Origin of the sequence: Herminiimonas aquatilis (genome assembly GCF_042665175.1) — a bacterium.
Taxonomy (GTDB): domain Bacteria; phylum Pseudomonadota; class Gammaproteobacteria; order Burkholderiales; family Burkholderiaceae_D; genus Oxalicibacterium; species Oxalicibacterium aquatilis.
Window position 1 is genome coordinate 1864543 of the sequence record NZ_JBHTCC010000001.1, and the last position, 25844, is coordinate 1890386.

The 25844-nt window shown below is 53.7% G+C and carries 26 protein-coding genes and 1 riboswitch; of the genes, 9 read left to right on the forward strand and 17 right to left on the reverse strand.

Annotation, left to right across the window (positions count from 1 at the left end; genetic code table 11):
* Positions 1-76 precede the first annotated feature (76 nt).
* The 8 genes from ACFQO0_RS08710 to dksA form a co-directional block, all read right to left on the reverse strand.
* Entirely contained in the window at positions 77-406 is a 330-nt protein-coding gene (locus tag ACFQO0_RS08710; protein ID WP_382233707.1) for a cupin domain-containing protein, read from the reverse strand.
* A gap of 154 nt (positions 407-560) precedes the next feature.
* The gene (locus tag ACFQO0_RS08715; protein ID WP_382234081.1) at positions 561-761 is read right to left on the reverse strand and encodes a hypothetical protein; all 201 of its coding nucleotides are present in this window, start codon (positions 759-761) and stop codon (positions 561-563) included.
* A gap of 76 nt (positions 762-837) precedes the next feature.
* Positions 838-2181, reverse strand: coding sequence for an ATP-dependent protease ATPase subunit HslU (gene hslU, locus ACFQO0_RS08720; protein WP_382233709.1), 1344 nt, complete (start codon positions 2179-2181; stop codon positions 838-840).
* A gap of 32 nt (positions 2182-2213) precedes the next feature.
* Positions 2214-2750, reverse strand: a complete 537-nt coding sequence (hslV, locus tag ACFQO0_RS08725; RefSeq protein ID WP_382233711.1) for an ATP-dependent protease subunit HslV — start codon at positions 2748-2750, stop codon at positions 2214-2216.
* 161 nt (positions 2751-2911) lie between these two features.
* Positions 2912-4342: a hypothetical protein gene (locus ACFQO0_RS08730; RefSeq protein WP_382233713.1), complete on the reverse strand. Its 1431-nt coding sequence runs from the start codon at positions 4340-4342 to the stop codon at positions 2912-2914.
* Between the two features lie 198 nt (positions 4343-4540).
* On the reverse strand, positions 4541-6553 hold the full coding sequence (locus tag ACFQO0_RS08735; protein WP_382233715.1) for a TonB-dependent receptor: 2013 nt from the start codon (positions 6551-6553) through the stop codon (positions 4541-4543).
* A gap of 83 nt (positions 6554-6636) precedes the next feature.
* Positions 6637-7029, reverse strand: a complete 393-nt coding sequence (locus ACFQO0_RS08740; protein ID WP_382233717.1) for a hypothetical protein — start codon at positions 7027-7029, stop codon at positions 6637-6639.
* Positions 7030-7277: 248 nt separating this feature from the next.
* Entirely contained in the window at positions 7278-7682 is a 405-nt protein-coding gene (gene dksA, locus ACFQO0_RS08745) for an RNA polymerase-binding protein DksA (protein WP_382234083.1), read from the reverse strand.
* Between the two features lie 103 nt (positions 7683-7785).
* On the opposite strand from dksA, the gene ACFQO0_RS08750 reads away from it, so the two are divergent.
* The gene (locus tag ACFQO0_RS08750; protein WP_382233719.1) at positions 7786-8289 is read left to right on the forward strand and encodes a hypothetical protein; all 504 of its coding nucleotides are present in this window, start codon (positions 7786-7788) and stop codon (positions 8287-8289) included.
* Position 8290: 1 nt separating this feature from the next.
* Here ACFQO0_RS08750 and ACFQO0_RS08755 read toward each other — a convergent pair whose 3' ends face one another.
* The 7 genes from ACFQO0_RS08755 to ACFQO0_RS08785 all read right to left on the reverse strand — a co-directional run bounded on the left by ACFQO0_RS08755 (position 8291) and on the right by ACFQO0_RS08785 (position 14553).
* A complete protein-coding gene (locus ACFQO0_RS08755) occupies positions 8291-9346 on the reverse strand; it encodes a CobW family GTP-binding protein (protein ID WP_382233721.1) in 1056 nt (351 codons plus the stop codon).
* A 53-nt stretch (positions 9347-9399) separates the two neighbouring features.
* Positions 9400-9933, reverse strand: a complete 534-nt coding sequence (locus ACFQO0_RS08760) for a Fur family transcriptional regulator (RefSeq protein WP_382233723.1) — start codon at positions 9931-9933, stop codon at positions 9400-9402.
* Between the two features lie 112 nt (positions 9934-10045).
* Complete coding sequence (gene xerC / locus ACFQO0_RS08765; protein ID WP_382233725.1) at positions 10046-11002, reverse strand: tyrosine recombinase XerC; 957 nt, start codon at positions 11000-11002, stop codon at positions 10046-10048.
* 9 nt (positions 11003-11011) lie between these two features.
* Positions 11012-11680 carry a DUF484 family protein gene (locus ACFQO0_RS08770; RefSeq protein WP_382233727.1) on the reverse strand — a complete coding sequence of 223 codons (669 nt, stop codon included), beginning with the start codon at positions 11678-11680 and terminating at the stop codon, positions 11012-11014.
* A gap of 187 nt (positions 11681-11867) precedes the next feature.
* Positions 11868-12719: a diaminopimelate epimerase gene (gene dapF / locus ACFQO0_RS08775; protein WP_382233729.1), complete on the reverse strand. Its 852-nt coding sequence runs from the start codon at positions 12717-12719 to the stop codon at positions 11868-11870.
* Positions 12720-12790: 71 nt separating this feature from the next.
* Positions 12791-13687 carry an LpxL/LpxP family acyltransferase gene (locus ACFQO0_RS08780; RefSeq protein ID WP_382233731.1) on the reverse strand — a complete coding sequence of 299 codons (897 nt, stop codon included), beginning with the start codon at positions 13685-13687 and terminating at the stop codon, positions 12791-12793.
* On the reverse strand, positions 13684-14553 hold the full coding sequence (locus tag ACFQO0_RS08785; protein WP_382233733.1) for a lysophospholipid acyltransferase family protein: 870 nt from the start codon (positions 14551-14553) through the stop codon (positions 13684-13686). The genes ACFQO0_RS08780 and ACFQO0_RS08785 overlap by 4 nt, the downstream gene beginning before the upstream one ends.
* A 190-nt stretch (positions 14554-14743) precedes the next feature.
* Between ACFQO0_RS08785 and metK the strand changes: the two genes are divergently transcribed.
* From metK to metF, 5 genes are all read left to right on the forward strand, one after another.
* The gene (gene metK / locus ACFQO0_RS08790; RefSeq protein ID WP_112990751.1) at positions 14744-15907 is read left to right on the forward strand and encodes a methionine adenosyltransferase; all 1164 of its coding nucleotides are present in this window, start codon (positions 14744-14746) and stop codon (positions 15905-15907) included.
* A 75-nt stretch (positions 15908-15982) separates the two neighbouring features.
* On the forward strand, positions 15983-16912 hold the full coding sequence (locus tag ACFQO0_RS08795) for a M14 family zinc carboxypeptidase (RefSeq protein ID WP_382233735.1): 930 nt from the start codon (positions 15983-15985) through the stop codon (positions 16910-16912).
* A 52-nt stretch (positions 16913-16964) separates the two neighbouring features.
* Positions 16965-17043, forward strand: a riboswitch (S-adenosyl-L-homocysteine riboswitch).
* 26 nt (positions 17044-17069) lie between these two features.
* Positions 17070-18509, forward strand: a complete 1440-nt coding sequence (ahcY, locus tag ACFQO0_RS08800) for an adenosylhomocysteinase (RefSeq protein WP_382233737.1) — start codon at positions 17070-17072, stop codon at positions 18507-18509.
* Between the two features lie 162 nt (positions 18510-18671).
* Positions 18672-19016: a phage holin family protein gene (locus ACFQO0_RS08805; RefSeq protein WP_382233739.1), complete on the forward strand. Its 345-nt coding sequence runs from the start codon at positions 18672-18674 to the stop codon at positions 19014-19016.
* Positions 19013-19864 carry a methylenetetrahydrofolate reductase [NAD(P)H] gene (gene metF, locus ACFQO0_RS08810; RefSeq protein ID WP_382233741.1) on the forward strand — a complete coding sequence of 284 codons (852 nt, stop codon included), beginning with the start codon at positions 19013-19015 and terminating at the stop codon, positions 19862-19864. The genes ACFQO0_RS08805 and metF overlap by 4 nt, the downstream gene beginning before the upstream one ends.
* Before the next feature lie 55 nt (positions 19865-19919).
* On the opposite strand, the gene ACFQO0_RS08815 is transcribed toward metF, so the two are convergent.
* Positions 19920-20468, reverse strand: a complete 549-nt coding sequence (locus ACFQO0_RS08815) for a 5-formyltetrahydrofolate cyclo-ligase (RefSeq protein WP_382233743.1) — start codon at positions 20466-20468, stop codon at positions 19920-19922.
* Positions 20469-20664: 196 nt separating this feature from the next.
* Here ACFQO0_RS08815 and ACFQO0_RS08820 point away from each other — a divergent pair, with 196 nt between their 5' ends.
* The 3 genes from ACFQO0_RS08820 to ACFQO0_RS08830 all read left to right on the forward strand — a co-directional run bounded on the left by ACFQO0_RS08820 (position 20665) and on the right by ACFQO0_RS08830 (position 24672).
* Positions 20665-22614: a lytic transglycosylase domain-containing protein gene (locus ACFQO0_RS08820; protein WP_382233745.1), complete on the forward strand. Its 1950-nt coding sequence runs from the start codon at positions 20665-20667 to the stop codon at positions 22612-22614.
* 74 nt (positions 22615-22688) lie between these two features.
* Complete coding sequence (locus ACFQO0_RS08825; RefSeq protein WP_382233747.1) at positions 22689-23402, forward strand: glutathione S-transferase family protein; 714 nt, start codon at positions 22689-22691, stop codon at positions 23400-23402.
* A gap of 25 nt (positions 23403-23427) precedes the next feature.
* On the forward strand, positions 23428-24672 hold the full coding sequence (locus ACFQO0_RS08830) for a multifunctional CCA addition/repair protein (protein ID WP_382233749.1): 1245 nt from the start codon (positions 23428-23430) through the stop codon (positions 24670-24672).
* A 15-nt stretch (positions 24673-24687) separates the two neighbouring features.
* Here the strand turns inward: ACFQO0_RS08830 and ACFQO0_RS08835 are convergent, their stop codons facing one another.
* Positions 24688-25821, reverse strand: a complete 1134-nt coding sequence (locus ACFQO0_RS08835; RefSeq protein ID WP_382233751.1) for an ABC transporter substrate-binding protein — start codon at positions 25819-25821, stop codon at positions 24688-24690.
* Positions 25822-25844: the final 23 nt, after the last annotated feature.

Here is a 25844-nt window from a genome sequence, read left to right on the forward strand (position 1 = left end):
ATTGTCTCTTCTCAGGTTCGGCAATCAATCCAAGAGCCTCAGTTAGTCCATCAGTCAGCGCATCACGGCAGCTATATCAATGCTGCAGCAGCAGCGTCAATAAAACCGACGAATCTTCCAGCGCATGCAAGGCATGCGGTTCACCACCGGCCAGATAAACCAGTTCCCCTGCCAGCAAGGTTTGGGTTTTCTGATGCGCATGCAATTCGATTGCGCCTTCCAGACACTGGATTGTGACTGCGCCAGGGACGGAATGTTCCGGCATGCCTTTGCCGCGTGGCAGCACTAGGCGCATCAATTCTAGTTGTGGGGTTTTAAAGAGGGCGTTGGAAACGGATGTTGTAATTCTCGTTCCCAGTGGCCTCACGTCTATCAACTGGCCGGATGTTGCATGCGGTAGAGCCATATTCTTCTCCTCAACATAGTTCGATTGCAATCAGGGCTGGTGCATTGCGTCAGATGCCCGCGCGACAACTCAGTTGCGATTTCCCCTTTGTTATAACAAACAAACCGCGCCGAATCAATCAATCGCAAAATGACAGAAGCCTGGAACAGGGCGCTTACTGCTCGTCGGGAGTAGTAAGTTTTTTCTTCAACTGCAGTTTTTGTATTTGTCGCTGCGCCGAAACGGATTTTTGATGCGACCCGCCCACGCGTTGTTTGGCTGCGACCGCGACCGGGTTGCGCGGTTTCAGCGTACGCTGCGAGGGCTCCGTGCGTATCGTCAGTTTTTGCCGTTTGGCGAGCGCCTTATTGGCCATGATGTCAATGGTGCGCATGCTGCCATGCGCACTTTTTCTCCATGATTAAATCGCAGCACTTCTAGCAAGTGCAAGCCTACAGTACGTACCGGGACAGATCTTCGTCAACCGCCAGGGCGCCGAGTCTTTCATCGACATAGGCGGCATCGATGGACAACGTCTGGTCCGGGCTGTCGCTGGCGGAGAAAGAAATCTCTTCCAGCAGTTTTTCCATCACCGTGTATAAACGCCGCGCCCCTATGTTTTCAGTTTTCTCGTTGACCGAATAAGCGATTTCCGCCATCCGTTGGATGCCATCCTGTGCAAATACGATTTTGATTCCTTCGGTTGCCAGCAGTGCTTCATATTGCCTGGTCAGGCAGGCATCGGTACCCGTCAGGATGCGTTCAAAATCGGCGATGGAGAGCGATTCCAGTTCTACGCGGATCGGGAAGCGACCCTGCAGTTCGGGAATAAGGTCGGATGGCTTGGCCAGATGGAAGGCGCCGGATGCGATGAACAGGATGTGATCGGTTTTGATCATGCCGTACTTGGTGTTGACAGTCGTGCCTTCTACCAGCGGCAACAAGTCGCGCTGCACACCCGCGCGTGACACTTCACCGCCACCGGTTTCTGAACGCGTGGCAATCTTGTCGATCTCATCGAGAAAAACGATGCCGTTTTGTTCGACATTGATAATCGCTTTTTGCTTGAGCTCATCTTCATTGACCAGCTTGCCGGCTTCTTCGTCGATCAACAGTTTGAGTGCTTCCTTGATCCTGATTTTGCGTGCCTTCTTGCGCGTGCCACCGACACCGGAAAACATGGACTTGATCTGCTCGGTCATTTCTTCCATGCCGGGCGGGGCCATGATTTCCATGGTCGGACCTGCTTCTGCCAGTTCGATTTCGATCTCGGTATCGTCGAGCGAGCCTTCGCGCAAACGCTTGCGGAAGGTTTGGCGCGTCGTGTTATCGGGAGTGCTTGCCGTGCTTGCAGCCGGTGACGAGCTGAAGCCGAAATCGCGTGCCGGCGGTACCAGAATGTCGATGATGCGATCTTCGGCAGCATCTTCTGCGCGCGCCCGTACCTTGCGTGTTTCCACTTCGCGGGTCTGCTTGATGCCGATGTCGATCAGGTCGCGGATGATGGTGTCTACATCTCGGCCGACGTAGCCGACTTCGGTAAATTTGGTGGCTTCGATCTTGATGAAAGGCGCATCGGCCAGTTTGGCGAGGCGTCGCGCGATTTCAGTTTTGCCGACGCCGGTCGGTCCTATCATCAGAATATTCTTCGGCGTGATTTCGTGGCGTAACGGCTCTTGCACCTGCTGCCGGCGCCAGCGATTGCGCAGCGCGATGGCGACGGCACGTTTGGCATTGGCTTGGCCAACAACGTGTTTATCCAGTTCGGAAACGATTTCTTTTGGGGTCATGTTCATGATGTGTTCGCCTGAGTCGGGCGCCTTCCAAATTAGTCCAGGGTTTCTATCGTGTGCGACAGATTGGTATAAATGCACAGCTCACCGGCGATGGTCAGGGATTTCTTGACGATTTCGAGTGGCGACAGATCCGTATTGTCCTGCAAGGCCTTGGCTGCAGATTGTGCATAGCTCCCGCCTGAGCCGATCGCGCCTATGCCGTCGTTCGGTTCCAGAACATCACCATTGCCTGTTATGACCAATGTGGTTTCGTGATCCGCGACCAGCAGCATGGCTTCAAGGCGACGCAGCATGCGATCGGTACGCCAGTCCTTGGCCAGCTCGACTGATGCGCGCATCAGATGACCCTGATGCTTTTCAAGTTTGGATTCAAAACGTTCCAGCAGCGTAAATGCGTCTGCAGTGCCGCCGGCGAAACCGACCAGTACTTTGCCGCCGTAGACCTTGCGCACTTTGCGCGCGGTGCCCTTCATGACGATATTGCCTAATGTGACCTGACCATCGCCGCCGAGCGCGACGATATTACCGCGTCGTACAGACAGTATGGTGGTGCCGTGAAATTGTTCCATGCTTGCCTCTGAAATAGAAGTGGCCGATTTAATGCAAAGCAGTGATGCAAAACGGATGATGTTTGATGAGTCGTGCGCGCCCTATGCTGAGAGCGGCATTCTAGAAAAAATGGGGGCGGACGCTTCGATTACAAGTCGAAATTGCGCCTTTGGTGATGGAGTCAGTTTTTACGCGGAACGATACGTACAAGCTCAGCAACACCCATTACATGACAGAGGGCGACGATAAAATGATTGGCATTGTGCAATTCGATGCTTTTGCCGGCGCTGATCAAGGGCGTCAAGCTGCCAAACAGGCGTCCTGCGGCATTGAAATCCATGCGCGTCAGGCGTGTGCAGTCGAGTATGACCGGATTGCGCGTGTGTGCGTAGGCAGTGATGCTTTGTACGAGCGTATCTGTTTTGGCATCGATGATAACCGGCATGGCAAAATGGTCGCCGGCAGTTTCGTCAGGTTCAGCGGTTTCTTCGGCTGCGGTCACCACTTTGTTTTGCGGTGAAACGAAGGAGGGCGGCGACACTTCAAAAGTGACACAGTAATCGATGCTGGTTTCTTCAAAATCGGATTCGCGATTCAACAGGCGTAAAATTTCCAGCAGTAATAACCATGGAGCTTCTGTCTCATCGCGTCGGCCTACCATCAGGATTGCACGAATCTTTTCTGCCAGTTCCGGTGCGCCGACCAGGATCAGATTGTGGCCGGATTTTTGCAGTCTTTGCAGCACACTGAACAGCAGGCCGCAGCCGACCGGGTCAACCTCGGTGACGCGAGCGAATTCGAGTTTGATGACATTACTCATTTCCGCCATGTTTTTGATGCGCTCCAGCTGCTTGATGCTGGTGGCGTCAAGCTTGCCGGCAAATGCAACTCCCGGCGTGCTACCGGCGCGCGGCGCGGCTGCTTGCTCCTTGGCTTCTACGCTATTGCCGTCTATCCACGTCGGTGGTGACATTTCAAATTTGTTGGCATATTCGATCGACAGGTTTTCAAACGATGTGCGCTGGCCGGTGACTTGATAGAGATCGAATAACATGCCCCACACGGTCAACGGTGTGTTTCCTAGTGCATCTTCTGCGATCGCATTCAACAGTATGGGTTCGACCAGGTCGGTCTGGCCATTAGCGAACAGGATCGCAGCTTCTTCAATGACGGGTGCCGATTCTGACGCTGAAATTGCGACCGGTCCTATGACCGTTTCTGCTCCCAGCAGGAAGGCGGTACTGGCACCCATGATGTCGGGCAGCATCGATGCCTGTTCTAGCGGGACTGTCTGATTGTCTTTTGATTTTGCGTGAGCACGAGCATCGGGCACGCGCTGTTCGGTATTCATGAACTGGCTGGAGGGGCCGGGCATTGTATTGCCACTGAAAGGAAGTGGTTTGACAAACTCCGACGACATTTCAGACTCAATGGCGTCGATTTTCAGGGCGGTCGCATGGGCTGCCTTGCGCTGCACCATTTGCGTTTGTTCGTTTTCGTTCTTTGCGGCGCGAGCAGCATTCTCGTCGCGCTTCTTTTGCGAAGACTCTTGCTCAGTCGGCTTGCGTGCCGACTGCCCGTCTTTCTTGCCAAATAGCGAAAAAATCCCCACGTCTATCCCGTTGAGCAACGGCTTGCACTTGTCAAAATTTTAACGGCGCGCCAAGTTTATAAAGTGCCTAGCTCGGAATGTCCCCCCGATGCATGGCTTGCAAAAATTCTCGTCCAAAGGTAACACAGGCAAGTAGCACAAAGCGACCCGCAGATATCCTGCAGGTCACTAGTGTAGCCAAAAAACGATGAACTATCTTTAAAAACTTGTACGAACGCCAACGATCAGGTTTCTTCCTGGTAATGGTGCGTTTTCACGCAACACTGATGTCGACAAGCGGATGTCTTCATTCAGCAGATTCTTGATAATGGCAAACCAGGTGACGTCGCTTGCATTGTAGCGTTGCGTGTACGACAAATTCGCGTCGACCTGCGTATATGAGGGCGTGACGAAGCTCTCAAAGCTGGCCAGCTTGTCCTGTTGTTGCGCGTGCAACACCTTCACACCTGAACGCCACGGACCTTGGCGATGAGCAACTTCGCCGCCGAACCGAGTGGCAGGCTGCAACGGCAGATTGTCGAGGCCGGTCAGTTTGCCGCGCGATGTGTCGGCAAAACCACGCCAGGACCAGCCCTGACCACGCAGGTTGTAGCTGATTTCGGCTTCCGCTCCGCGTATCGTCGCACTGTTTTGCGACCAGAAGCGTTCAGTGAATTCGCCGTCTGGATCTGCTACGCCATCTTCACCGACTTTGGTGCCATCGGTACGGCCGTAGATGAAATTCTTCACACGGTTTTGGTAGAGGTTGGCTTTCCAGCGCAGCAGGCCTTCGGTTTTTTGCAGGCTGATTTCAAAGTTGCGGGAAGTTTCCTTGCTCAGCTGGTTGTCGCCGATGTCATAGGTCGCCGTCGATTCATGCGGACCGTTGGAGTACAGTTCTTCGATTGCCGGTGCGCGTTGCGCGACAGACGCTGTGGCACCAAGGCCATAGCCGGGTGTGAATGCCCACAGCCCGCCGAGTGAGTAGGAACCAAGGTTGAAGTCGCGCTGCGCCAAGCCCGATGCTGCATCAGGCTTGCGCTCAACTGATTCCATGCGTGCGCCCGCACTGACGCGGAACGGGCCGAAGTCGCGTTCTTCCAACAGGAAACCGGCGATCGAATTGCTCTTGGTTAACGGCACTGTTTCCGGTCCGCTACCATCTGCGGCAAGTGCCGAGAATTCCGAGTTTTCGGTTTGCAAACCGAAGGTGCCGCGCCAGCCTGCCATCGGCTTGTGCGTCAATTCGATGCGGCTTTCCAGTGCATTATTTTTGAAATCGGTTGCCGGCGTGCCGTCTTGCAGATTTTCTGTGTGCTTGTAATCGGTATGCCCCAGTTTGAAGCGCAGGGACTCGAAGTTGGCGAACGGCTCCTTCACCAGCCCATCTATATCGAAACGTGTTTGTTTCAGGGTAATGAAAGATCTTTCCTCGGTTGGAATGCCGTAGCGATCGTCGTTGACGCCAACCGATGCGCCGATGTGACCCCAGCTCTGGATATAGGACGCTCCCAGCCCCATGCTGTTGGCGCGCGCATACGAGTTGGGCAAGCGACCGGAGCCTAGGCTCGGATCGCTCAGGCTGACGTTGCCAGGAATTTTATAATCGTCGGCATCGCGCCAATTGCCATCCAGATGCAAGCCGATATCGCCGGCGGCACCATCCACGGACAGCGACATATTTTTTGTATTGTCGACCGAGCCGTAGCGTGCTTCAGCTTCGCCTGTGGGTTTGGTATTCAAGACGGTTGGAATGCGGTCATTGATGATGTTGACCACACCGCCAATCGCGCCCGAGCCGTATAACAATGCGGCAGGTCCGCGCAAGATTTCAATCTGGCGTGCAGTTGATGCTTCTCCACCGACTGCATGATCGTTGGACAGGCTGGACACATCCTGTATAGACATGCCGTTTTGCAGAATTTTGACGCGTGGACCTTCCAGTCCGCGAATGATGGGGCGCGATGCGCCTGCACCAAATGCGGATGCCGAGACACCGAGTTCCTGCGAGAGAGTGTCACCGAGTGAATTGCCGAGTTTTTCGCGCAATTCGTCGCCATACAAAACTTTGGCTGGCGCGAGTATTTGTGCGGCTTCATCGCTGTTGAACGGTGTCGAGGTGACGACGACGGCAGGGAGGGTTTGTTCTTGCGCTTGCGCAAAAGCGGAGTGTGACAATGAGGCGAGCGCGGATAGAACAGCGCTGGCCAACAGGGTGCGTTGGGCGATCATGATACTTCCTTGAAAAATCGAATAAAAGCGGATGCGCTAAATCGCCGGGCGATCAGGCATGGCTGTACAAGCAGGAAAATCAGTTACGCCGCTGGCGGTGCGCGTGAGGAAAAATGACAGAGGAAGGGCGCATCCCATGATGTATGGGCAGCCCACAGCGCCAGAACTTGCACGCTGGTTTGCAACAAAGGAATAAACGGAAGTGCAGGCGCACTATCGGCCAGCGCCATGCCATCAAACAGCGCACAAGAATGGGATTTATCGCCAGCATATTCGACAGCTGGCGCGTCTGAGCCTGCGTTACTGGATGCGCTCGTGTTCACAGTCTGTACGGAATGCAGATTATCTGCCCCGTCGGCATGTTCGATCCGATGCCGCAATCCGATCCATTGCGCGAACAGTACGGCTACGATCAACAATGCGGCGAAGCAAAGTCGAGCTGCGGTTGATGTGCGGGATGAAAATACAGGTTTCAAAAAACACTCATTTATTTACGCGGCATTTGCGTCGGATCTTCCGACTGCCAAAATAGCGTGCCACGGATTTCGCTGGCTGGACCAGATATTGGGTGCAATAACCAACTCCCCCTGCTTCGAATACTCGCTTCGAGGCGATCTGGATAATTGCCTATTGCAACAGAATTGCATTTTACAAAAAAACAAAGCGCGCGGATAGGGGCCGCGCGCTTTGTTTGTGTATGAATCGTGATTAATTCCGGTTGGAATCAGTCACCATACAGCTTTTGTTTCAATTCACGACGTTGCTGAGCTTCCAGCGACAAGGTTGCAGTAGGGCGAGCCAGCAAACGCGGTACGCCGATAGGTTCGCCGGTTTCTTCGCACCAGCCGTAATCGCCGGCATCTATGCTGGCGATCGATTGCTGTACTTTTTTCAGAAGCTTGCGTTCGCGATCGCGTGTGCGCAATTCCAGCGCATGTTCTTCTTCAATTGTCGCGCGATCGGCCGGATCGGGGACGAGAACAGTTTCACGCAAATGTTCGGTGGTTTCGTCTGCATTTTTCAACAGGTCTTTTTCAAGCTGTTGCAGGCGATTTTTGAAGAATGCGAGTTGCGCCGCATTCATGTAATCCTTTTCGCCCATCTTGAGGATTTGCGCTTCGGTTAACAGGGTGCCGTCATTAGCGTCGGTCGGGGTTGCTTTGCTTGATTTAGTTGCCACTTCGCGTACTTTCGAAACTACAGGTTGTTCAATTTTATCTACTGGTGCGGAGATGACCTTTTTCGTGCCGTCTGCTCCAGACCGAGATGCGTTTTTGTTTGCGGCTACTGCGATTGCCTTGGGCGCGACTGCAGTAACTTTCTTAATTGGTTGCGCGGTTACCGCGGTTACTTTAACAGCTGCCTTTGCTTTGACTGCCGGTTTGGCTACGGGTTGCAGATTATTTGCAACGGCCGTTTTTTTTGCCGCGACCTTTGGGGATTTTACCGCACTCTTCGTCGGGGCCTTTTTTACCACTTTGGCGACCGATTTGACAGCTGGCTTTGCAGCGGTTTTCGCTGCAGTCACTTTACCCGCCGGCTTGGAACGAGCAGGTGTAACAGCCTTTTTCGCGGCAATTTTTTTTGTGCTTTTTGCAGATTTTGTGACGGTTGCGTTCATAGTCCCTTGTCTTTCAATGAACTTTCCCACACTCGGATCATATCGTGCTCTGCGTGCGATTCACACCCCTTCGCATCGTCCCGGCCGCTCTATCCTGAGCTCAAAACTGGGCTAGTTTATACCAAACATTGTTCTAGTCCGTAAATAAAAGTTTCTTTTGGCAGATTCTGTCCGATAAATACCATTTTGTTCGAGCGGATTTCATCGTTCCCCCATTTTCCACCTATGTCCGTGCCCATTATTTGGTGAACGCCCTGGAATACCACTTTGCGATCGGCCCCGTCCATCCATAGCACGCCTTTGTAGCGCAACATGCGCGGCCCGAAAACCTGCACAATGCCGCCTAGAAATTCATCCAGCTTTTCAGTATTGAATGGGCGGTCGCTCTTGAAGACGAAGGCGGCGATGTTGTCGCTGTGATGGCCGTGATGGTGGTCATGATGGTGATCTCCATCGTGAGTGCAGGCTGCATCGCAGGCGTGGTCGTGATGCTCGTGATCGTGTGCGTGTTCTTCCGCCGCAATGAAGTCGGGATCGATTTCCAGTTTGTCGTTGAGGTTGAAGCCGCGCAGGTCGAGTACGTCGGCAATCGCTACCTTGCCGAAATCAATCGTGCTGATAGCTGCACGCGGATTGATGCGCTTGATGCGTTCGGTTAAAACTTTTAATTCATCTGCGCTGACCAGATCAGTTTTCGACAACAGCAATTTATCGGCAAAACCTATCTGGCGCTGTGCTTCTTCATAGGTGTCGAGTTGATGCATCGCATGCTTGGCGTCGACTACCGTGATGATGGCATCGACCAGATAATCAGCCGCCACTTCTTCATCGATGAAGAAAGTCTGTGCGACCGGTCCGGGATTGGCGAGTCCGGTAGTTTCAATGATGACGTGATCGAACTGCAATTCGCCATCGCGACGGCGTTGCGCCAGCGCAGTCAACGCAACGATCAGATCGCCGCGCACGGTGCAGCAGATGCAGCCATTGTTCATCTCGACGATTTGCTCGGTGCCATCCTGCACCAGAATTTCATTATCTATATTCTCCTGACCGAATTCATTTTCGATAACGGCAATCTTGAAGCCATGCGGCTCCTGGAGGATGCGATTGAGGAGTGTTGTTTTTCCTGCACCGAGAAAGCCGGTCAGGATGGTAGTAGGGATGAGTGCCATGAATTTTACGTTGTGTTGAAATCGGATACGGGAATTGAATGTGAGCTACAGTCTTATATTGGTTGCGCGGCGCAGTCGGCGCACCAGCCCTTGATGGTGAGCTCGATCTCGTGACTCTGGAAGCCTTTGCCTAGCGTACTTTGCAATACCTTTTGCAATTGCTGGCGTAGCGTGGCTGCCGATGGATTTGCATTGAGGTTGGCATCGCTGGCGAGCAGTTTTTCATCGACGTTATCGATACAAAAGACTTTGGCGCAGCGCGTGCATTTGAAGTGACCGTGCTGGTGTTGCTGCGCCGGATGCTTGCCGTGTTCTATCTCTTCTATCCCCGCGTTATAGCGGAATACCCGATCGTCGCCGGCAATCTTGTGCGCCAGTCCGGCGTCTGTCAGGCTATCCAGCGCACGGTATAGCGTGACCCTGTCCATGTCGATCAGCGTGTCCTGTATGTCCTGATGTGAAAACGCGTAACGTGCGCCTAGCAGCGCGGCCAACACCTTGATACGGGCGTCGGTGGCGCGTACGGACGTGGTGCGTAACTGGCTTTCAGCCAGAGCCAGAAAATCGGGGGCGGCGGATTTTTTCATGATGATGCAGTGGCGGGTTGTATGGCGACGTGATGGCCTGATTATGCCGCAATTTGCAATTCAGTTGCAATATATCCGTCGCTGGCGCAATCCTGTGGAAGTATTGTGGCCGTCAGGGCTTCTTTTTTGCACGCGGATGGGCTGCATCGTAGACTTGTGCCAGCCGCTGAAAATCCAGCGAGGTATAAATTTGGGTGGCGGCAATCGATGCGTGTCCCAGCATTTCCTGCACGGCGCGCAAATCGCCGGACGATTGCAACACATGCGAAGCGAATGAATGGCGCAGCACATGCGGATGCACATCCATAGGCAGGCCGACCGCCTGTGCATGCGCCTTCAAGCGAAGTTGCACCACTCGCGCCGATACGCGTGTGCCGCGTTCACTCAAGAACAGCGGATGCGGGTCAAGTTTTACCAGGGTATCGCGTACTGCAAGCCAAGATTTCAATGCATCGATGGCCGCTTGCCCTATTGGTACGCTGCGCATCTTGTTGCCTTTGCCGGTGACCATGACTTCGTGTGCATCGAAATCGATCCATCCCGCCGAAACGTAGCTACTTTCCTGTGCATACCTGATGTCCAGTCCGACCAGCTCGGACACGCGCAAGCCGCTGGAGTACAGCAATTCAAACATCGCGTGATTGCATTGCTGCATGGCCGAATCTGGATTTTTGCCGGGGCTGGTTTCCGATACCAGCCGCACTGCGTCATCGGCTGCCAATGCTTTGGGGAGCGGCTTGTTGCGCTTGGGTGTCTTGATGCCATCGACCGGATTGGAAGTAATGGCACTTTGCTCGGACAGCCAGTTGAAGAAGCCGCGCCATGCTGAAAGCTTGCGTGCAATCGAGCGTGCATTCAAGCCATGTGCATGCAATTGCGCGGCGAATTTGCGAATCTGGAAATGACTGATGGCAGTGACAGATGCGTTCTTGTCAGTGGCTGTTGCAAATGCGATCAGTTCCAGCAAATCGCGCCGGTAGCTAGTGGTAGTGAGCGGCGACAGTTGACGCTGGCTGATCAGGTTATCGAGATAACCATCCAGATAAGCCTGATTGCCGGCAACGCTCACGATACGGATTTAGTCGAGCAAGCTCGACAGCGCGGCGCTGGCGGTCTGGCCGATATTGGTCAGGAAATCGGTCGCCATATCGGAGGTGAAACGATGCGGATCGGATGAGCCGAGTACCAGCAGGCCGAAGGCTTCCGGCGCATCCTCCAGCCGCAAAGGTAGCAAGGCCAGCGATTGGATCGACGGTGCGTCTTCCAGCCAGGAGGCGGCTTCAAAATCGTTGTTGCTGCCGCAGAATGGTACGGTCAAGCCGTTCGAAAACAGGCGCGAATCGGCAGAAACCGGTGCTGCGAACCAGGTATGCGCGAATTCTTCTGCCACGCCCCACAAACGCAAGGTGACGTGCGGTACCGAGAACGCGTTTTGCAAGCCTGTGGTTAATGTGTGCGGCAGATCGACATCATTGCGCGCCAGTAAGAGCGCACGTGTCCACGCGTGAAACTTGTGCGTGATCTGATCGTTTTCCTGCCCTATGCGTATCAGTTCAGCCAGGCGCATTTCCATGATCTTGAACTTTTCGCGCATGACGTCCATTTGGCGTTCTTGCAAAGACAGGGTGCGCCCGCCTAGCGGGCTCGACAGTTTTACCTGCGCCAGCACTTCCGCATGTTCTTCAAAAAAATGCGGATGATTGAGCAGGTAGTCGGCAACAGTGTTGGAGTCCAGTGGAGAAGTCATGTGTCGTAGTTGAAATCGTAAAAAAACGGTATGAGGGAAAGCTCGGCATCGAGATTGCATTGCTTTATCATCGATTGCCTATGATTGCGCAAGAGTTGGCCATGATTCTAACCGACATCGGCATCCGGTAAGCAATTCTGCGCACCTCCGGTGCCGCCGGATTTCAAGCTGTATCTTGAGCTGAATCTCAAAGTTCGATTTCGCCTTCGAATACGGTTACTGCCGGGCCGGTCAGCATGACAGACGATGTGCCGCCCGCCCATGCAATCGACAATTCTCCGCCGCGGGTTTGTACCTTGACTGGCGAAGCCAGCAGGCCGCGCCGGATGCCGGACACTACCGCCGCACAAGCTCCGGTGCCGCAGGCTAGTGTTTCGCCTGCGCCACGTTCGAATACGCGCAACTTGATTTGATGCACATCGATGATTTGCATGAAGCCGGCGTTGACGCGTTTTGGAAAGCGTGGGTGATGTTCGATTAGTACGCCATCTTCGCGTACCGGTGCGGTCTCGACATCGGTAACAACTTGCACTGCATGCGGATTACCCATCGACAAGGCAGCGACCCAGTAAGTTTCGCCCTTGATGTCCAATGGCCACAAGGTTTCTTCGCCATCGGCTTTGCAGAGTAGATCGGTGGTGTCGAAGGGGACGTCTTCCGGCCTCAAAACCGGCGGCCCCATATCGACGGTAATCTGGCCGTTCGCTTCCAGTCGCGGCTCGATGATGCCGGACATGGTTTCGACCTTGATCACATGCTTGTCGGTCAGTTTTTTGTCGGTGACGAACTTGACGAAAGCGCGTGCGCCGTTGCCGCATTGTTCGACCTCTCCACCATCGGCGTTATAAATGCGGTAACGAAAATCGACGCCCGCAGCCTGCGGTTTTTCCACTACCAGCATTTGATCCGCACCCACGCCAAAGCGCCGGTCTGCCAGATATTGCCATTGGGCCGGCGTGAATTCGATGGCTTGGTTAATCGCATCAATGACGACGAAATCATTGCCAGCACCGTGCATTTTTGTGAATTTGATTTTCATGTGACGATTATAAAGCTACTGAACGTGCTTGGTAAAAATGCATGCGCCTATCCGCATCCATCCATTAATTATTAAGCAGGAGGGGCTTCATGCGATGCATTGGATTCGTAGAAACCGCGTTCGCCAGCTGGCCGCGTCTTGAAGCGCTTGTGTGTCCAGAAATATTCTGCCGGCGCTTCGCGCGCCCGGTCTTCGATGAATGCGTTCATCGTGCGCGTCGCTGCGGTGATGTCATCGCCGGGGAAGTTTTCCCAAGCTGGATAAAACTTGACGGTCCAGCCGCGGTAATTTGGCAGATAGGTGGCCACCACCGGAATCACCTTGGCATCGGTGGCAGCGGCAATTCTGGCCGGTGCTGTCAATGTGGCGGCAGGAACGCCAAAGAAGGGCACGAACTCCGCATCCTTTTCACCGAAATCCATATCCGGCAACATGAAGAAAGGCAGATTCTCGCGCATCGCGCGAATGATAGGCTTGACGCCGTCGCTGCGAGAAAACAGTTTGACCGGCCGAAAACGTGAGCGGCCCTTGCGCAGCACTTCATCGAATACCGGATTCAATTGCTGCGTGTAGATAGAACACAGCGATGATTCCAGCATCACCGCGACACCGGCTACATCCAGGCTGACGAAGTGCGGACACAGTAGTATGGTGGGGCTGGCATCAATAGCGGCCAGTGGTACCGCTGGTTCCACCACGATCAGTCTGCGCAAACGCGCTTCCGATCCCCACCACAAAATGCCGCGCTCCAGTACGCTGCGCGCGTAATACTGAAAATGTTTTTTGGCGATGCGCTGGCGTTCTTCTGCAGTCCATTCGGGAAAGCACAATTCAAGATTGATCAGCGTAATGCGCCGCCGTTTTTTCTTGTAGATGAACAGCAGGCTGCCAATCGTTTCACCCAAGCGCGCGGTGACAGGTAGTGGCAACCAGTGCAATAGCCACATCAGGACGACCAGCATTCTCATGCCAGATCCTTTTGAACTGATACGTCGGGTGCGCCTGGTGCGGCGACGCCGGCTGGCACTTTGTAATGGTTATAGCTCCAGAAATACTGGGCGGGACAGACTGCAATTAACTTTTCCATGGCGGCGTTAATGGCGCGTACCTGTTGCTCTTGCGAGAGTTCGACTTCCATCGTGAAGGGCTGCAGATGCAGGCGATAACCCCGGCCGCGCGGCAGGCGCTCGGCGAAAGCCAATATCATTGCCGCACCTGTCATTTCCAGCATCTTGGCCGGCAAGGTCATGGTGTAAGCAGGTTTGCCGAAGAAATCAGCCCATAGGCCTTCACCGTTCTGCGGGACCTGATCCGGCAGCAAGCCGATGGCGCCGTTTCTTTTCAATGCCTTGAACAGGCTGCGCACGCCGCTCAGATTGGCCGGTGCCAAAGACAGGTTGTGACGGGCGCGGGCGCCTTCGATCAACGGTTTCAATACTTGCTGCCGTGGTGGTCTATACAGTACGGTCAGCGGCAATTTGGCGGCTGCAACCTGGGCCGATATTTCAAAACAGCCTAGATGCGGCGTTAAAAAAATAATGCCACGCTTGGCATCTTGCGCCGCTTCGACCAGATTCCAGTTGTCGACCTGGACGCACTTTAATACGCGCTCTGGCGGCGCACACCAAACGAAGGGCAGCTCCAGCATATTCTTGCCGGCTTCGCCAACGGCGGCAGACAAGTGATCGGCAAAACCTGCCTGTCGAATATTGTCTTGCAGGCGGCGACGATAAGTGGATGAAGACAGGTAAACCGCCCAGCCGACTGCACTGCCGATTGCATGCAAAAGTGGCAAGGGCAAAAAAGACAACAGTCGGAAAGTGAGGGCGAGCATGCGATTCTTTGTGCAATTCGAGCAAGCCTCACGAGAGACTTTACCGATTTATTTCAAGAGGCGTAAAATAGCACAAAGAAGCAACCGCCGAGTTAATGACAACTTGCGAGGCGGTATATAAATTTCGCTAAAGCGTCGCAGGTTCATTCAGTTGGCCGCGACATCTAACCAACTATAGAAAGAACCTGCGATGGCTAATGATTTTTTGTTTACCTCCGAATCCGTCTCCGAAGGCCACCCCGACAAGGTCGCCGATCAAATCTCTGACGCAATCCTCGATGCAATTTTCCAGCAAGATCCAAAAGCACGCGTAGCGGCTGAAACCCTTTGCAATACCGGTCTGGTTGTGTTGGCTGGTGAAATCACCACGTTCGCCAACGTCGATTACATCGAAGTCGCTCGTCAAACCATCAAGCGTATCGGTTACGACAACGCCGACTACGGTATCGATTACAAGAGTTGCGCAGTGCTGGTTGCATACGACAAGCAATCGCCAGACATTGCACAAGGTGTGGATGAAGGTGCTGGCATCGACCTCGACCAGGGTGCTGGTGATCAGGGTTTGATGTTTGGTTATGCCTGCGATGAAACTGCAGAACTGATGCCGGCTGCGATCCACTATGCGCACCGCATCGTTGAACGCCAATCCGAATTGCGCAAAGATGGTCGCTTGCCATGGTTGCGTCCGGATGCAAAATCACAGGTTACTTTGCGTTATGTAGATGGTCGTCCAGTGTCGATCGACACCATTGTGCTGTCGACACAACATGCGCCGGAAATGCAACACAAAGATATCGAAGAAGCGGTCATTGAAAGCATCATCAAGCCTGTCGTCCCGGCTGAATGGTTGAAAGACACGCGCTTCCTGGTGAACCCAACAGGTCGTTTCGTCATCGGCGGGCCGCAAGGCGATTGCGGTTTGACTGGTCGCAAGATCATCGTTGATACCTACGGCGGCGCAGCGCCGCACGGCGGTGGCGCATTCTCCGGCAAGGATCCATCGAAAGTTGATCGCTCGGCGGCATATGCTGGCCGTTACGTTGCTAAAAACATCGTGGCAGCTGGTTTGGCAGAACGCGCTCAAATCCAGATTTCATATGCAATCGGCGTGGCAAAACCGACATCGGTCATGGTGACGACATTCGGCACAGGAAAAATCAGCGATGAAAAAATTGCCCAACTGGTGCTTGAGCATTTCGACTTGCGTCCAAAAGGCATCGTGCAAATGCTGGATCTATTGCGTCCGATTTATCAAAAAACCGCCGCCTACGGCCATTTCGGTCGCGAAGAACCAGAGTTCACATGGGAACGTACTGACAAGGCAGCGGCATTGCGCGCAGCGGCAGGGCTCTAATCCAGCCTGCACTTGTGCGTAGCCGGATCAGCCCGCTTGGGTTGGCCGGCTTTTTTCTTTTTAAGGGTTTTCTCGATGCGCGTTTCAAGCTTGATCGGCAGATGGACCATTTTCATGGTGGCGGGATCCGCACTGGCATTGCCGTTCTCCGCGCAAGCTGAAACGCCCGTCACGTTGAAGGCGAGTGAATTATGTGATCGGCTGATTGCACGCATGCCCACCGTCAACAAAGCGATGTGCATGAAAGGCGGCTTTATCCCGAGCGGACGTTATTCGCTGCAAGGGTTTCCATTGCTGGTCAAGGATGTCCCTGCACTTAATCGCAACAAGAAAAAACCACCCTTGCGCGTGCTACTGATGGGCGGCATACACGGCGATGAACTTACCTCGGCGGCGATCGTGTATCGCTGGGTAGATAACATGAACGGACCCGCGGCGCAGCGCATAGACTGGCGCATCATGCCGGTCGTCAATCCGGACGGCTTGCTGGCGAAAAAGGCCATGCGTATGAATGCCAATGGCGTCGATCTGAACCGTAACTTCCCGACTCCCGACTGGGACAAGGAAGCGCCCAAATACTGGCAGGCACGTACGCGCGCCGATCCGCGCCGTTTTCCCGGAAAATCACCTCTGTCAGAACCTGAAAGTCGCTGGGTCGAGGATGAAATGCATGCCTTCAAGCCGGATGTAATTATCTCTGTGCATGCACCTTTTGGCGTGCTGGATTTCGACGGCCCGGCACAGCCGCCGCGCAAGTTCGGCCGCCTGTTGCTCAATCGGGTCGGAGTCTATCCGGGATCGCTGGGTAATTACAGCGGCGTGCACAAGAATGTGCCCGTGATCACGATTGAATTGCCGAATGCACAAAAAATGCCGCCGGAAGCTGAAGTAAGGCGTATCTGGATAGATATGCTGGGCTGGATCAGGGAAAATGTTGAATCTCAGTCTGGTGCGCCAAGCATGCAATCGGTTTCGTTGCCGAGTAAAGATGCCACAAAGAAATAATTTCCTTCAGTCAACTACGCCCGTTTGCCAGTTTTTCGTTTAAAATAGCATCCGCATCAAGGAGCGTTGCGATAGATCGTTCGATCTACCAGGCTTGATGCAGTCAGTAACAGCAACTGCGCTCACGTTTCTTTTTTTCTAACGAAAGGAGGGCGTGATGAACGCCGCAGTTATGACTACCCCTACCCAATTTTCCGATTACGTAATCGCCGACTTGTCCCTGTCAGTTTGGGGTGACAAGGAAATTCGCATCGCCGAAACCGAAATGCCTGGCTTGATGGCAATTCGCGAAGAATTCGCTGCTGCGCAACCTTTGAAAGGTGCGCGCATCACCGGTTCTATCCACATGACGATTCAAACCGCCGTGCTGATCCAGACGCTCGAAGCCCTAGGTGCGCAAGTGCGTTGGGCATCATGCAATATCTATTCAACGCAAGATCATGCCGCTGCTGCGATCGCTGCTGCCGGTACGCCAGTATTCGCCATCAAGGGTGAAACGCTGGATGACTACTGGGAATACACGCATCGTATTTTCGAATGGCCGAACGACGCCAAAGGCGCACCGGTTTATTCGAACATGATTCTGGATGACGGTGGCGATGCAACCTTGCTGCTGCACTTGGGCACACGCGCAGAAAAAGATGCGTCGATCTTGAACAATCCAGGTTCCGAAGAAGAAATCTGTCTGTTCAACTCGATCAAGGCGCATCTGGCAGTGGACGCCACCTGGTATTCGAAGCGTCTGCCGCAAATTCTCGGCGTGACCGAAGAAACCACCACGGGTGTGCATCGTTTGTATCAAATGCACAAAGAAGGCAAACTGGCTTTCCCTGCGATCAACGTTAACGATTCCGTCACCAAATCCAAGTTCGACAATCTGTACGGTTGCCGCGAATCGCTGGTTGACGGTATCAAGCGCGCGACCGACGTCATGATCGCCGGTAAAGTTGCGGTCATCGCCGGTTACGGTGACGTCGGCAAGGGTTCGGCACAAGCGATGCGTGCTTTGTCGGCACAAGTCTGGGTAACTGAAATCGATCCTATCTGCGCATTGCAGGCAGCGATGGAAGGTTATCGCGTCGTGACGATGGATTACGCTGCAGAACACGGCGACATCTTCGTTACCTGTACCGGCAACTACCACGTCATCACGCATGATCACATGGCGAAGATGAAAGACCAGGCGATTGTCTGCAACATCGGCCACTTCGACAATGAAATCGAAGTTGCCGCATTGAAGCAATACACCTGGGAAAACATCAAGCCGCAAGTCGATCACATAATCTTCCCTGACGGCAAACGCATCATCCTGCTGGCTGAAGGTCGTCTTGTGAATCTGGGTTGCGGTACCGGTCATCCGTCCTACGTAATGAGCTCGTCGTTTGCAAACCAAACGATCGCGCAGATCGAGTTGTACGCGAACACGAAAAATTATCCAGTTGGCGTCTACACCTTGCCTAAACATCTGGATGAAAAAGTCGCGCGTTTGCAATTGAAAAAACTCAATGCACAACTGACGATGCTTACCGACGAGCAAGCCAACTACATCGGCGTGCAGCAAGTTGGTCCGTACAAGCCAGAGCATTATCGTTACTAAGAAACTGTAGATGCAATCGCAGCGGTCCGGCTCATCTTGAGATGGATTTGCTGCGAACAGCATCGCTGCTTTCGAGCGGGGGTTTGACATTAGTTGCCGCGCCGTTTCATGGTCTTGCGATGGAACGGCGGTTTCCTGAAATTGCATTCAAGGAGAAATAACATGCGCTTATTGTTAATCTGGGCGATCAATGCAGCGGCGCTGTTTGCGCTTCCTTATCTGATGACGTCGATCACGGTCGATAGCGTAGGCACGGCGATTATTGCCGCACTGGTATTAGGATTAGTGAACACACTGATACGTCCAATACTCGTTTTGCTGACTTTGCCTGTTACCTTTTTGACGCTGGGTTTGTTTATCTTCGTCATCAATGGTTTGATGTTCTGGGCAGTCTCGCAAATGGTAGGCGGCTTCCACGTTGCCGGTTTTTGGTCGGCGGTGGGCGGAGCGATTTTGTATAGCGTCATCTCGTGGATCTTGTCCGCGCTCATACTTAAAGAAAAATGAAACAACAGAATTTCAGCATAGAATTTTTCCCGCCCAAGACTCCGGTCGGCGTGGAAAAATTGCGTGTCACTTGCGCGAAGCTGGCCGAATTGCATCCCAAGTATTTTTCGGTCACATTCGGTGCTGGCGGTTCGACGCAACACGGCACGCTGGATACGGTGTTGGAAATCCGCGGTGCAGGTCATGAAGCAGCACCGCATTTGTCCTGTCTCGGCAGCTCGCGTGAAAATCTGCGCGCTATTTTGCAGGAATACAAATCGCACGGTATCAAACGCATAGTCGCCTTGCGTGGCGATTTGCCCAGCGGTTATGGTGCGATGGATGCGTCTTCCAGCGAATTTCATTACGCCAATGAGCTGGTCGAATTCATACGTGCAGAAACCGGTGACTGGTTTCACATAGAAGTAGCGGCCTATCCGGAAATGCACCCGCAAGCCAAGTCGCCGAATGACGACCTTGTCAGCTTTGCACGCAAGGTCAAGGCTGGTGCAGATTCGGCGATTACGCAGTATTTTTACAATGCGGATGCCTACTTCCGGTTTGTCGATGATGCGCGCAAGGCGGGGGCCGACGTGCCTGTAACTGCGGGCATCATGCCGATTACCAATTACTCGCAACTGATGCGTTTCTCGGACATGTGTGGCGCAGAAATCCCGCGCTGGATACGTTTGAAGCTGGCGAGTTATAACGATGACACCGAGTCGATCCGTGCTTTCGGTCTGGATGTGGTGACCGATTTGTGCGAGCGCTTGCTGGCTGGTGGCGCGCCCGGTTTGCATTTCTACACACTGAATCAGGCGGCAGCGACGCATGCAATCTGGAGTCGTTTAAACCTGTCTCGGAAATAAGCGTGATCGCAAAAAGAAAAAAGCCGCTTATGCGGCTTTTTTTGTATGTGTGACTTTAAGAAAACGTGGCTGATGGTGTCATCACGCTATCCAGTGCCACATCGTAGGGATCGGCCGCGAAAGCGATTTCTGAACAGGCATAGGCCACACCCACTGTAACCGGTCTGGGCACCAATGCCAGCGTGCGATCATAAAAACCGCCGCCATAACCGAGCCGGAAACGCTGCTTGTTAAATCCCAGACAGGGGATGATCAGAGCCTGCGGTTGCAGTTCTGAATGCTGAACTGCCGGTACGGCCGCGCCGTATCTATCCTTGATCACCGGGTCGCCTGGTATCCATGCGTAGAACTTTAATGGGGCATCATCACTCACAACAACGGGTAATGCCAGTGTTGTGCCGAGTTCAGTCAATGTTGCATATGCAGCAAGCAAGTCAGGTTCGCCGCGCATGGGCCAATAAACGCCTATCGTAGGGAAGCGCTCTACTGACCACCACGCCAGGATTTTTTCTACAAGTTGTCTATCCCACAGCTGTTTTTGCTCAGCAGACATTGCTTTGCGCGATTCAAGTAATCGTTGGCGTAATTCACTCTTGTTTTGCATGTGATGGATTAAAGATTTGAAGGGATCGCGTGCTATTCTAGTTATCGTTAATGCGAGCCTGTCGGCCGCAAGATTTTCGAGCAATGCGCGGTGCAATCTTTAGCGCATGTCTGGCTTATTGCTCCGCTCGGTACTTAGCTGAATACTCAGCTTAGTGTGCAGTATAAGCACGGTCAAAAAAAGGGTCACGGAATTCATGTTTTCAAATAAATTATTATCTCGTATCTTGCTCGTCGCGATGTCGGCTGCATGCTTGTTGCCGGCTGCGCATGCGCAAAAACGTGCAACCGGTTTTGCCAGCGACGACGATGCGTTTCTGGCATTGCGCGATGCTTCGCGCCGTAACGATGCTGGTCGCGCTGCGGATATTGCGGCGAATCTGGGCAACTATCCTATCCCGTCTTACGTTGATTATTATCAACTTAAGCCGCGCATCAAGGATGCAACACCTAGCGAGTTACAGGCCTATCTGGCGCGTTACAACGGCAGCGCGATTGCGGATCGCTTGAGGAATGACTGGTTGCTGGAACTTGGCAAGCGGCGTGACTGGCTCACGTTCGATGAACAGTATCCGCAATTCCAGCTCAACGATGATACGCAGTTGAAATGCTATGCCTTGATGTCGAAAGTTGCGAAAGGCATCAAGGTCGCCGATGAAGCGCGCGCGTTGCTGAACGTGCCCAAGGACTTTGGCGAAGCTTGTGTCGCCTTGGTGGGAACCTTGATGGAAACCAGGCAGTTTGATGACGATGATTTATGGGCGCAAATACGCCTCGCATCGGATACCGGTTCCACTGATTATGTGCGCCGCTTCGTACCGTTGACCGGCATTGAAGATGGCTCGCTGGTCGCTGCGATGGATAAACCCGCTTCTATCGTTGCACGCGGTGTGGGCTTTCGCCGTGTCCGACACGAAGTTTATGTCGTCGCATTGGGACGTATCGCCAGGAATAATCCAGCGCAAGCGGCGGATGTCTTGTCGAATAACACCTTGTTGCTGAGTAAAAAACAGGAAGCATTTGCGTGGGCGCAGATCGCGTATCAAGCGTCTATGAAGCTGGCGCCGGAAGCCGTTCAATACTGGCGCAAGGCGGGTAACGTACCCTTGTCGCTGGAGGCGCAGCAATGGAAGATTCGTGCTGCCTTGCGCGCTGGCGACTGGAAGCTGGTCCAGGCAGGTATCGAAGCGATGCCTGCGTCCCTGCGCGATGACGCTGCATGGACTTACTGGCTGGCGCGCGCCTTGCGTGAAGATGGCAAGGTCGATGCTGCGAATGCGCGTTTTCAGCTGATTGCCCCGCAAACCAATTTTTATGGGCAACTGGCACTGGAAGAGCTGGGGCAAAAAATCACGATCCCGCCGCGCGCATTGCCGGTGACCGAGGAAGAGATTGCGCCGATGGCGAGCAATGCAGGCTTCCGCCGCGCGCTCAAATTTTTCGAGCTGGATTTGCGCTTTGAAGGATACCGTGAATGGAATTGGGAATTGCGCAAGATGAATGACCGGCAGTTGCTGGCGGCCGCCGAGTTTGCGCGTCGCAGCGATGTACTGGATCGCATGGTCAATACCTCGGATCGTACCAAGGCCGAGTTTGATTTCACGCAGCGGTTCCCTGCGCCGTATCGCGACATCATGCGTAGCACGACGCAGCGTCAGGGTATGGAAATGGCTTGGGTATATGGCTTGATCCGCCAGGAGTCGCGCTTTATCATGAATGCGCGCTCACATGTAGGTGCGTCGGGCCTGATGCAGTTGATGCCGGCTACTGCCAGGCATGTCGCCAAAAAAATAGGCATGACAGATTTTTCGCATAGCCAGGTGAATGAAATCGAAACGAATATTTTGCTGGGTACCAGTTATTTGAATATGGTGCTGAGCGATCTGGAAGGTTCGCAAACAATGGCGACGGCTGCCTATAATGCCGGGCCAGGGCGGCCGCGCAGTTGGCGTTCAAGTCTGGTGCGGCCGGTTGAGGGAGCCATTTTTGCCGAGTCGATTCCTTTTTCCGAAACGCGCGACTATGTCAAAAAAGTATTATCGAATGCGACTTACTATGCCGCGCTGTTCGACGGCAAGCCGCAATCATTGAAGGCCCGTTTGGGCAGTGTTGCACCTGCTGCCTTTGTGCCGACTGATTTGCCGTAAAAGCGAATTGCCTGTCCCGGCTCCCGGCGAGCCGGGCTTGCATCCGATCACGCCACTTTTCCCCGACCACATTTATGCAAACCACAGAACTTGATCCTACCCTTTCGCAAACGCTGGGCAATGCCGAAAAGAGTGGCCTCAAACTCGTGATCGCCAATAAAAATTATTCGTCGTGGTCGATGCGCCCTTGGGTCGCTATGACGGCATTCAATATTCCGTTTCAGGAAATCCCCCTTTTGCTGGATCGTTCAGATACGACGGCGCAGATCGCGCATTATTCCTCGGCCGGTCGCGTACCTATTTTGCTAGCTGGCGAAACAACGATTTGGGATTCGCTGGCGATTTGCGAATATCTGGCAGAGCAATTTCCTGAAAAGAAAATGTGGCCAGAAGATGTAGTGGCACGCGCGCTGGCACGCTCGATTTGTGCGGAAATGCACTCCGGTTTTACCGGTGTGCGCTCCGCAATGTGGATGAACATACGCGCAAAATTTCCCGGCAAGGGCCGCACGATAGAAGCGCAAGCCGATATCGGCCGCATCAGTGAAATATGGGAAACCTGCCTGGCCTTGTCTGGCCCCGGCGCATTTCTGTTTGGTGAGTTCTCGATTGCGGATGCGTATTTCGCACCCGTAGTCATGCGTTTCCGTACGTATGAAGTCGTGCTCGGTCCGGCTCTCGATGCTTATGTCGAGCGGGTTGCTGCCCATCCGGCCGTGGCGCAATGGATAAGCGGTGCCTTGTCCGAGACCGCGTGCATTGAAAAATACGATATCTATCCCGCCTGAGCCATCCGGATCGCATGGACCTGATATGAAAACCTATATCGTCGGCGGCGCGGTGCGCGATGAATTGCTGGGCGTTGCAGTCAAGGATCGCGACTACGTCGTGGTTGGTGCCACGCCCGAGCAAATGATTGCGCAGGGTTATACGCCGGTCGGCAAGGATTTTCCGGTTTTCCTTCATCCGGTGACGCACGAGGAATATGCGCTGGCCCGCACCGAGCGCAAAACTGCGCCAGGTTACAAAGGCTTCGTATTCCATACAGATGCCAATGTCACACTGGAAGAAGATTTGATCCGGCGTGACTTGACGGTCAATGCCATGGCCAAAGATGCGGATGGGGGCATTGTCGATCCTTTCGGTGGCAAGCAGGATCTTGCTCAGTATATTTTTCGACATGTCTCGCCGGCGTTTGCCGAAGATCCGGTGCGCATACTGCGCGTGGCCCGTTTTGCTGCGCGCTTCCCGCAATTTTCAGTCGCGACGGAAACCAATGCCCTGATGCACGCCATGGTCGTTGCCGGCGAGGTCGATGCCTTGGTACCGGAGCGCGTATGGCAGGAGTTGGCGCGTGGCTTGATGGAGCAGCAACCGTCGCGCATGTTTGCCGTGTTGCGCGAGTGCGGCGCTTTGAAACGCATCTTACCTGAGCTCGATGTTCTATGGGGCGTGCCGCAACCAGCTTTGCACCATCCAGAAATTGATACCGGTGTGCACGTGATGATGGTGGTCGATTACGCGGCTCAGCAAAGGCTGTCACTGCCTATACGCTGTGCTGCACTTTTGCACGATTTGGGTAAAGGTGTGACCCCGCCGGAACTGTGGCCCAAGCATCATGGCCATGAAATGCATAGCGCAAAGCTGGTTGAGATGGTTTGCCAGCGTTTGAAAATCCAAAATGATTGTCGAGATCTGACGCTGATGACCGCGCGCGAACACGGAAATGTTGGCCGTGCCCTGGAATTGCGCGCGGCGACCATCGTGAGTTTGTTTGAGCGTTGTGATGCTTTCCGCAAGCCACAACGATTCATCGATATGTTGCAAGCTACCGAATGCGATCATCGTGGACGCACCGGTTTTTCGGAGAAAGCGTTTCCGCAAAACGCTTATTTGCAAAAAGCTTTAAGTGCGGCACAAACCGTCAATGGCGGCGAGGTTGCCGCGCTGACACGGCAGCGTTATCCAGATCAGCCTGCGCGCATTCCCGATGCGATACGTGATGCGCGGGTCACCGCAGTAGCTGCAGCCATCAATCAAGCGAAGACCGAGATTTGATGGCAGCGCTGTTTTCTAGCGTATGAAGCGGCCGTCTTTGCTGATCATTGTCATCTCGACGAACTCGCTACCGGTGTGATCGGTAGCGGTGTAACTGATCATCAAACCACCCATGTCAAATTTCTGCATCGATTCCATTGCACGGACGAAGCCTTCGCGCGTGAGATTGCGACCGGCGCGTTTCAATCCCTCCACCAATACCTTGGCCGCCACGAATCCTTCCATTGCGGCATACGACACCGTGGTGTTGCTGGCTTTGGCCAGTGCCATGAATTCCTTGCCCAGGCCTGTGGTTACCGAATTGGGGGCAGGAGTAATTTGCGACACGATCACGCCAGTGCCTGCAGGTCCAAGATCCTGCACAAAGGATTGCGATGAATTGTTAGACAAGGTCATTATTTGCACCATGCTGCCTTTGGCCCTTATTGCCTTGATGAGTTCCACCGTGTGCGCGGATGAGCTGACGATGATCAAGGCATTTGGATTCGCCTTGATGATGACGTCAGCGCTCGCTGGGTAATCAGGTTTGACGCGCGGGAAGGTCGCAACGATAGCCGGAATCATGCTGTGGTCATTCATTGCGCTGACAAAGCCCGCCAGGCCATCCATCCCGAAAGAGTCGTCGACGTGCAGCAAACCTATGCTTTTTGAGCCTATGGTGGTGAAGTGTTCGACCCCTTTTCTGACTTCATCCTGATATTTTGCGCGCACATTGAATATCAGAGGATTGACTGGAGTATGGAAAACGCGGGCTCCGGTACTAGGCGCAATCAACGGGATTTTGTTTGCTGCAAGAATTGGCAGGATCGCCTCGGTGAGTGGCGTGCCGCGGTTCTGGAACAAGGCAAATACACGTTCCTTCTTTACCAGTTGTTCAGCGTTGCTTGCGGACAGTTTGGCATCGAACTTGTCGTCCAGTGTCAGCAGCTCTATCTTGCGACCGCTGACGCCGCCGCGGCCGTTGATGCTGGCAAGGTAGGCATTGGCACCTTCATTCATTTCCTTGACAGGCCCTGCAATGGTGCCTGTCAGCCCTATCGTTTGCCCAATCAGAATTCTGGTATCGGTCACGCCATCTTCTGCATACACCTGGCAGAAGAAACCAGCGGAAATCAGACCGACAATTAGTACGCGCAAAGAACCAAACATGTTGTGCTCCCCTAGGCGGGCCA